Annotated in this window: 5 protein-coding genes and 1 pseudogene; 2 read left to right on the top strand and 4 right to left on the bottom strand. The window is 72.0% G+C overall.

Going from position 1 to position 7,206, the window contains the following annotated elements:
• Together HOW07_RS11775 and HOW07_RS11770 are read right to left on the bottom strand one after the other, a co-directional pair.
• Nucleotides 1–463: pseudogene (locus HOW07_RS11775) on the bottom strand (hypothetical protein); the annotation flags it as partial.
• Nucleotides 451–1,026 carry a hypothetical protein gene (locus HOW07_RS11770; RefSeq protein WP_175117132.1) on the bottom strand — a complete coding sequence of 192 codons (576 nt, stop codon included), beginning with the start codon at nt 1,024–1,026 and terminating at the stop codon, nt 451–453. The pseudogene HOW07_RS11775 and the gene HOW07_RS11770, both read right to left, overlap by 13 nt.
• A 291-nt stretch (nt 1,027–1,317) precedes the next feature.
• Here HOW07_RS11770 and HOW07_RS11765 point away from each other — a divergent pair, with 291 nt between their 5' ends.
• Nucleotides 1,318–2,319, top strand: a complete 1,002-nt coding sequence (locus tag HOW07_RS11765) for an ABC transporter substrate-binding protein (protein ID WP_197977379.1) — start codon at nt 1,318–1,320, stop codon at nt 2,317–2,319.
• Between the two features lie 110 nt (nt 2,320–2,429).
• Here HOW07_RS11765 and HOW07_RS11760 read toward each other — a convergent pair whose 3' ends face one another.
• A complete protein-coding gene (locus tag HOW07_RS11760; protein ID WP_175117130.1) occupies nt 2,430–4,172 on the bottom strand; it encodes a hypothetical protein in 1,743 nt (580 codons plus the stop codon).
• Nucleotides 4,169–4,837 (bottom strand): ABC transporter ATP-binding protein, encoded by a 669-nt coding sequence (locus HOW07_RS11755; protein ID WP_064297164.1) that lies wholly within the window; start codon nt 4,835–4,837, stop codon nt 4,169–4,171. The genes HOW07_RS11760 and HOW07_RS11755 overlap by 4 nt, the downstream gene beginning before the upstream one ends.
• Before the next feature lie 106 nt (nt 4,838–4,943).
• On the opposite strand from HOW07_RS11755, the gene HOW07_RS11750 reads away from it, so the two are divergent.
• Nucleotides 4,944–7,202, top strand: a complete 2,259-nt coding sequence (locus HOW07_RS11750; RefSeq protein WP_175117128.1) for a beta-glucosidase — start codon at nt 4,944–4,946, stop codon at nt 7,200–7,202.
• The last annotated feature ends 4 nt before the right edge of the window (nt 7,203–7,206 follow it).

Genomic DNA, 7,206 nt, shown 5'->3' with positions numbered 1-7,206 from the left:
AAGCACCTGCGATGACGTTCGTGTGGAGCCCACGGACACCCCAGGCGGCGGGTTCGGTGGTGACGGTCGGTGCGGCGGGGGCAAAGCTGGCGACGTCGCGGATCGTGACGGGCTGCGCGGCTGGTGCTGCCCCCAGGTCGGTGCCGAGGTCCCCGGGCGTGAAGGTGTAGCACTCGTCCGGCCGCATGAGGCTGCAGACCGTCCGCTCACCGTTGGGGCCGTCGGTCACCCCGGGTGGCAACTCGGCCGACCCGCCGCCGCCCCCTCCGCCCGTCCCGCCGCCGGAACCACCGCCGGTGCCAGGGCGTTCGACGCTGCCACCGATGTCGACCGAACCGTTGCCGATGCAAGCGCCCGAAATGGCCCCGCCAGCATCGCAGCTGGCGGCGACGGCGGCGGATGCTAACCCGACGCCGCCCACAAGCATGAGCCCGACGGCCAGCGCAGTACCTACTCTCCGCATGAGGACCCCTCCTTGATGACTTCGTGCTTCGCCAGCACGTAGGGCGCTTGATCAGCAGCACCCGGAGCAATATGAACTGCCCAGGTGCGCTTCGCTGGGCGTTCAGGCTTGATGACCGACTCTCCTGCCCCATCCATTGCGTGCAGGCCAGTCATGTCCACGCAGGCGGATCCAACGATGATGACGCCCGCTGCGTCAGGTTTCGAGTACCAGTCGCTGATCGTGAACACCTCCAGCGAAGCCGCGCCGGAGAACGTCCATCCGAGCTCCTTGAGCTTGGACAGGCTCTCGTTCTCGAATGTTCGGAGCTCTCCGGTCGTCACCTCATCGATGCGAGCAGCATCGACTCCGCCATCTGCGACGACCCGGTTCCACACACCCAAGTAGCTCTCGTAAGCCTCGGTGCCGGCCGCCAGCGCCTGCTCCTCGTTCTCGAAGACCGGCGGCGAGCTCTTCGGGGGCGGCGCAGGTTCAGGTCCGGTGCACCCGGTGAGGGCGAGCAGTCCCGCGGTGAGGACGATCGGGGATAGAGATAGCGAGCGAGAGCGCGAGGTCCGTGGCATCCCTCGACGCTAAGCGCGCCCAGACTCCAGCCCAGGGTTATCCACAGAGCAGATATGCCTACACGGACATATGTTGCACAAACTGGTCCGCGTGCGAGCGCGGTGCGCTGATGTGAGCGCACCCCGGGGGACGTGACCGCGGGTCTCCGGAGGGGCGCGCTCGCGTCAGTGGCCCGCGCTCACGTCAGCGCACCGCGCTGGCCCAAGCACAAGCGTTACCGGGACGTGACTTGGGAAGCTTAGGCTTACCTCAAACCCCACGTCTTCAACGGAAAGCAGAACATGCGCCGCATGCCCCGCACCCTCACCGCCGTCGCCGCCCTCGCGGTCGCCGGCCTCGCCCTCGCCGGCTGCACCGCCGGGTCCTCCACCGACGACGCCTCCACCGGCACGCTCGGCACCGTCGACACCATGTTCGGTGAGGTGACCGTCCCGGAGCCCGCCGGCGACCTCACCGTCGTCGCCCTCGGCTGGTCCGACGCGGAGATGGCGCTCTCCCTCGGCGTGGTGCCCGTCGGTGTGTACGACTGGCAGTCCTTCGGCGCCGACAACAAGGCCGTCGGCCCGTGGGCCACCGACCTGTTCGGCGACGTCACCCCCGAGATCATCGAGGACAGCGGTGACACCGTCAACTACGAGCAGATCCAGGCGCTCGAACCCGACCTCATCCTCAACACCCGATCCGCCGGCGACGAGAAGCAGTACGAGCGGCTCTCGGAGATCGCACCGACCGTCTTCGCACCCAAGGGGACCGCCGCGTTCGCGACCCCGTGGGACGTCCAGCTCGAGCAGGTCGCCGCCGCGCTCGGGAAGACCCAGGAGGGCGACGCCCTCGTCTCGGCCACGAAGCAGTCGATCAACGAGGCCGCCGACCTCCACCAGGAGTTCGCCGGGCTCACCACCGTCGCCGCGACGAAGTTCGGCGACGCCTACGGCGCCTACCTCGAGGGTGACGGTCGCTTCGACATCCTCGCCGACCTCGGCTTCCAGCAGAACCCGGCCGTCCTCGACCTCGAGGCCTCCGGCTTCTACGCGGCGGTCTCCGCCGAGCAGGTGTCCGCGTTCGACGCCGACGTCGCCGTCCTCCTCCCGATCGGGTTCAGCGCAGCGGACACCACCGCCGACCCGCTCCTCGCGAGCCTCCCCGTGGTGCAGGACGGTCGCGCGATCGTCCTCGACCCCGCCGACGAGCTCACGCAGGCCTACAGCGCGGCGTCCGTGCTGAGCATCCCCGTCGTCCTCGAGCAGCTCGTCCCGAAGCTCGCCGAGGCCGCCGCCAAGGTCGCGAAGTAGGGTCCAGCCCACCGGCACCACAGCAGGAGATCCGCGCGAGAGCCGGACGGAATCGCGTCTTCCGTCCGGCTCTCGCGCTGTTCTCCGGCTCTCACGCTGAGCGCATCAGCTCAGGCCGGCCGGGACAACTTCAGCAACCGCGCGAACCCCAGCGCCCCGACGATGACGAGCACTCCCACCAGTAGGACGACCGCCGCACCCGGCGCCACCGGTGCCAGTGCCGTCAACCCACCGCCGACGAGGAGCGCCAGCAGGATGGCGTCCGACTGCCAGAGCAGGACGTTCAGCGACGACGCATCGCCGAACGGTGTCGGGACGGGCATGAGCAGCAGGATCGGCAGTGGTCCCTTCGCGGCGTCGAACGTGCGGAGCACGACGATCCAGACCGCGAGCAGCAGCCACCACCCGAGCGGCTGGAGGAGGGTCATCCCGCCCGGTGCCGCAGAGGCGAGCACCCCGAGCAGGGCACCGACCCCACCGATCACGACCGCGGCCAGCAGCGGGGCGACGGCTCCGGCGAAGACGAGCGACCGCGGGCTCCGGCCGTAGAGCGTCGGCGTCCCGGCGCTCTCCACCCCGTGCCGCACGGCGTCGCACCAGACGCCCACGGCGAGGTAGGCGAGGAACGCCGCGGGGACGGCGAGCATCCACCGCACACCGTCCGGGAGCCCGAAGGACAGACCGACCGCCGCACCGGACACCGCCAGGATGAGGGAACCGAGGGCGACCCGCCCGGGTGTCCGCCGAGCTCCGACGATCGACCGCCGGAGGACGACGAGCCAGAACGGCCCGGTCATCCGCAGCGGGACACGGCGACCGCTCGTCGGGGAGACCCGCAGCCCGCCGACGGCACCCGAGGCGTCACCGCTCTGCAGCATCATCCCGACCCGCTGCCAGCGCAGCGCCTGGTCGAGGAGGGGTCCGCTCCGCAGTCCGTCCAGTGCCCTCGGGACGAGCAGGAGGGAGACCGCCCCGAGCACGACGAGCGCGACCGCCGGCCACCACGACACCGGCACCCCCACCGACGCGAACCAGCCACCGCCGCCACCCCAGGTGAAGAGCCCCGCCCAGTCCCCCGTCGCGAGTGCGCCACCGAGCACCATGCTCTCGACACCGCCCGCGACCGGCGACCAGAGGAGCCCCAGCCAACCCCACGGGGAGACGAGCAGCATGCCGGGGACGAGGAGACCGAGCACTCCGCCCACACCGGCGACGATGACCACGGCGGAGACCGTCCGTCGCGAACCGTGCTGACCGAGCAGCCACGCCACCGCGAGGAGCAGGGAGAACCCCACGGCACCGATCACGAACGCCACCACGGCGGCGGGCACGGTCGGTCCGGTCAAGCCGATCACCGAGGCCGTGTCGGCGGCCGCTCCGATCGAGACGGCGGCTCGCTCCCCCGGCACCAGGAGTCGCGATAAGCCGACCACCCCGGCCACCAGGACCGAGAGCCCTGCGAGTGCGAGCGCGGAGACGACGAAGGGACGACGCAGCGTGAGCCGACGCGGCAGTGGCGAATCGGCGAGGAACTGCACCGCCGCAGGCCTCGGCACGACCGGTCCCCTCGTCCGGCCTGCGAGCACGACCACGATCGTCGCGATCGCCGAGAGCAGCGCGACCACCCCGGGCCGGACGGCAGCCACGACGCCCGCGGCATCCGGCTCGATCAGTCCGAGGACCGCGAACCGCACGAGCGGAGCGCCCACGATGAGTGCGACGAGCAGCCCGGCGTAGACGACGAACGCGACATCGGTGACCCGCGGACGCCCGTCGCGCGCGGCGAGCACCGCCCGGCCGGCGCGGAGGATCCGACGGTCGTCGCGCGTGATGTGCCCGGAGTCGGTGCTCACGGGGCTTCGACCGTGATCGCCTCGTCCGCGACCCGTTCGACGAGCCCGGCGTCGTGGCTCGCGAAGACGATCGCCGCCCCGCGCTCCTTCGCGAGCAGGATGCGGTCGGCGACGAGGCCACGCCGCTCGGCGTCGAGGCGCTGCTCAGGTTCGTCGAGCACGAGGACGTCGAAGGGCCGGACGAGCGCCGTCGCCAGGGCGAACAGCTGCGACTGACCCGAAGACAGCTCGGTGGCGAAGCGGCGCGCGAGCGTGTCGATGCGCAGGGCCGCGAGCAGCTCGTCGGCCGCGTCGTCCGCCGCCTGCCCGGTCACACCCCACGTCGTCGAGATGTAGCGCAGGTGTTCACGCAGCGTCAGGTCCGGCGCGTAGGCCGGGGTGCCGATGAGGGCTGAGACGGAGCGACGCACCGTGCGGTCGCGGTCGTCGATGGTCCGGCCGCCGATCGTCGCCGTCCCGCTCGACGGACGCAGCCGTCCGCTGAGGATCCGCAACAGGGTCGTCTTGCCCGATCCGTTCCGCCCCCGGACGGCGAGCGCCATCCCCGGCTCGACCCGGATGTCGGTGGGCGCCAGCAGGGTCTCCCCGTCGATCACCGCTCCGACGCCGTCCGCCTCGATCAGCGGCTGCAGCGCGGCAACCGACTCCCCCTCGTGTCCCGACATCGTCCCATCCTCGCAGGCGCCCGCCGAGGTGTCCTCCGCCGCGCGACTGATCGTGCGGTCGGCTGTCGGGGCTCAGCATGCCGGCCGAGGGTGCAGAATGCAGAGCATGGGAATCGTCACCGGGCGCCGGAACGCGCGTCCGCCGAAGCAGCGCCGCGCAGGCGGACCACCCGAGGGCGACGCCTACGACGAGGTCGTGCGGGAGATCCGCGCCGGACGCCTCGACGCCGACGCAGGCGCCGAACGACTGATCGAGCGGCTGACCGACGCGGAACTCCTGGGGCTGCTCGACGGCGACTCCCCGCGCCGACTCCTCCCGCTGATCCCCGTGCTGCTCCACCGGCGTCCGTTCGTGGCCGGAGCCGTCCCGCGGCTCGGAATCCCGGGGATCCGGTTCAGTGACGGCGCCCGCGGTGTCGTCATCGGCGAGTCGACCGCGTTCCCAGTGACGATGGCGCGGGCGGCCACCTGGGACCCGGTGCTCGAGGAGCAGGTGGGTGAGGCGATCGGTGCGGAGACGCGGATCCGCGGGGCGAACTACTCGGCGTCCGTCTGCGTCAACCTCCTCCGCCATCCCGCGTGGGGCCGCGCCCAGGAGTGCTACGGCGAGGATCCGGTGCTGACCGGCCGGATGGGGTCGGCCATGACCCGCGGCGTCCGCGTCCACACGATGGCGTGCGTGAAGCACTTCGCGCTCAACTCCATGGAGGACGAGCGGTTCGAGGTCGACGTCTCCGTGGACGACCACGCACTGCACGAGGTCTACCTGCCGCACTTCAAGGCCGTGATCGACGCCGGCGCGGACTCGGTCATGAGCGCCTACAACCGGGTGCGGGGCGAGTACATGGACGTCAACCGTCCGCTGCTCACGGACGTGCTGCGGGAGGAGTGGGGCTTCACCGGCTTCGTCACGAGCGACTGGGTCTTCGGCACGCACGACGCCGTCGGCAGCCTGGAGGCCGGGATGGACGTGGAGATGCCGCTCCGCCTGCGACGGGCGCACGAGTTGCCCGCCGCCCTGCGGGACGGCACCCTCGAGCACGCGACCGTCCTGCGCTCGGCTCGGCGCATCCTGCGGACGACCCTCCTGCACGCCGCGACCCGCGCCGAACCGCAGCCCTCGGCGGACGTCGTCGCCGGCTCGGCCCACCGCGCGCTCGCCCGGCACGTCGCCGAGGAGTCGATCGTGCTCCTCGCCAACCGCCCGGTCGACGACGGCGCACCGCTCCTCCCCCTGTCGGCGACGACCCGTCGGATCGCGGTGGTCGGCCGTCTCGCGGACCGGGCGAACCTCGGCGACCACGGCTCGTCGCGCGTCCGTCCGCCGACCACCGTCTCGCCGCTGCAGGGGCTCCGTGAGGCACTCCCCGACACGCAGATCACGAGCACCCCGGCCGGGAACATGCGGGCCGCGGTCACTGCGGCGGCGGCCGCCGACACGGCCGTCGTCGTCGTCGGCTTCGACCAGCACGACGAGGGCGAGTCGGTCGTCACCGGCGGCGTCGACGTCGGTGTCCTCGGAGCGGCCCTGGACTCGGGTCGACTCCGCAGCGCCATCACGGGCGTCGCGCACCTGGCGTCGCGGTTCGTGCGCGGCGGCGACCGCACCTCGCTCTGCCTCCGACCCTCGGACGAACGCCTCATCCTGGCCGTCGCCGCAGCCAACCCGCGCACGGTCGTCGTACTCGTCGGCGGGAGCGCCATCCTGACCGAGGCCTGGCGCGACCGCGTCCCGGCCCTCGTCCTCGCCTGGTACGGCGGGATGGAGGGCGGTCGAGCGCTCGCCGACGTCCTGACCGGTGTGGTCGAGCCCGGCGGGCGACTGCCCTTCGTGATCCCGACCGATCCCGCACACCTGCCGCCGTTCGACCGCGAGGCGAAGGCCGTCGTGTACGACGACCGCTGGGGTCAGCGGCGGTTGGACGATGAGGGTCACACGCCGGCCTTCCCGTTCGGCTTCGGCCTCGGGTATACGACGATCGACCACCGCCTGCTCGGGCACCGGTTCGAGGACACCGGCGGGACCGCCGAGGTCCTCGTGACGAACACCGGTCCGCGCGAGGGGTCGACCGTCGTCCAGCTCTACGCCGCCGACACCGCGCTCGATCGACCGGTCGCCCAGCTCCTCGGGTTCCGGAAGGTGACCCTGCAGGCGGGCGAGGAACGCGTCGTCCGGGTCGTCCTCGATCCGACACCGACGCTCGAACGCGACCCGGTCACCCGCCGCTGGTCGGCCCGCGCCGGCGACTGGGCCCTGCAGGCCGCCCAGCACAGCCCCTCGACCTGGGCGACCGCCGTCCCGCTGCGGGCCGGCGACAGCGACCTCGACGACGACCCAGCCAGACTGCCGGACACCGTCGGCTGATCCG

The organism is Plantibacter sp. MCCC 1A11337, from assembly GCF_013349365.1.
Classification (GTDB): Bacteria; Actinomycetota; Actinomycetes; order Actinomycetales; family Microbacteriaceae; genus Plantibacter; species Plantibacter flavus_A.
This window is presented reverse-complemented; position numbering and strand designations above follow the sequence as displayed.

Bases quoted from the DNA above. Each gene is read 5' to 3' on its own strand.
- HOW07_RS11770 (WP_175117132.1), bottom strand. From the start codon at position 1,026: ATGCCACGGACCTCGCGCTCTCGCTCGCTATCTCTATCCCCGATCGTC.
- HOW07_RS11765 (WP_197977379.1), top strand. From the start codon at position 1,318: ATGCCCCGCACCCTCACCGCCGTCGCCGCCCTCGCGGTCGCCGGCCTC.
- HOW07_RS11755 (WP_064297164.1), bottom strand. From the start codon at position 4,837: ATGTCGGGACACGAGGGGGAGTCGGTTGCCGCGCTGCAGCCGCTGATC.
- HOW07_RS11750 (WP_175117128.1), top strand. From the start codon at position 4,944: ATGGGAATCGTCACCGGGCGCCGGAACGCGCGTCCGCCGAAGCAGCGC.